Source organism: Bradyrhizobium sp. 33ap4, assembly GCF_032654765.1.
Taxonomy (GTDB): Bacteria; Pseudomonadota; Alphaproteobacteria; order Rhizobiales; family Xanthobacteraceae; genus Bradyrhizobium; species Bradyrhizobium australafricanum.
In genome coordinates this window covers 1-540 of sequence record NZ_JAUMTJ010000281.1, presented here as the reverse complement: position 1 = coordinate 540, position 540 = coordinate 1, and the positions used below count along the sequence as shown (strand labels likewise).

Sequence of the window (540 nt, the reverse complement as noted above, 5' to 3'; positions counted from 1 at the left end):
GCAGGGGTGTCCGGGGAATGATTCACTGTGTCGCGGTGCATGCTCGGCAGGACCGAGGCAAATCGGTCTTTTCTGGTTGTCGAGACACAGAGGGCCGAGCATGCGATATCGCGGTAGCATTTTTGGAAGGCTGCTTGAACCGATCAATCGACGGCAGTTTCAGACGGTTGTGGATCGTCTGGACGGGGATGCCTACGACAAGTCGTTCAGGAGCTGGGATCATCTGGTGGCGCTGATCTATGCCCAGCTTAGCGGCAACAGCAGTCTGCGCGGGGTGGTGACTGGCTTCAACGCCAATTCGCAGCATCACTATCACTTGGGAACCGGCAAGCTGTCGCGCTCGACGTTGTCCGATGCCAATGCCCGCCGTCCGATCGGCATTTTCGCGCAAACCTTTGCGGCGCTGTCGGCGATGGCGCGTCGCCAGCTGCGGAGTGAAGGCATGGAGATGGTGCGTCTGATCGACGCCAGTCCGATCCCGCTCGGCAAGGTCTGCAGTTGGGCGACGTGGAACGGCCGCATCCGCGGCATGAAGCTGCA

The 540-nt window shown here is 60.6% G+C and carries 1 protein-coding gene; it reads left to right on the top strand.

The genetic code is table 11. The annotated features are described in order from the left end of the window. Positions 1 to 100: 100 nt before the first annotated feature. Positions 101 to 540 (top strand): DUF4372 domain-containing protein (locus Q2M23_RS43890; protein WP_316399577.1); only part of this gene is annotated, 440 nt, incomplete at its 3' end.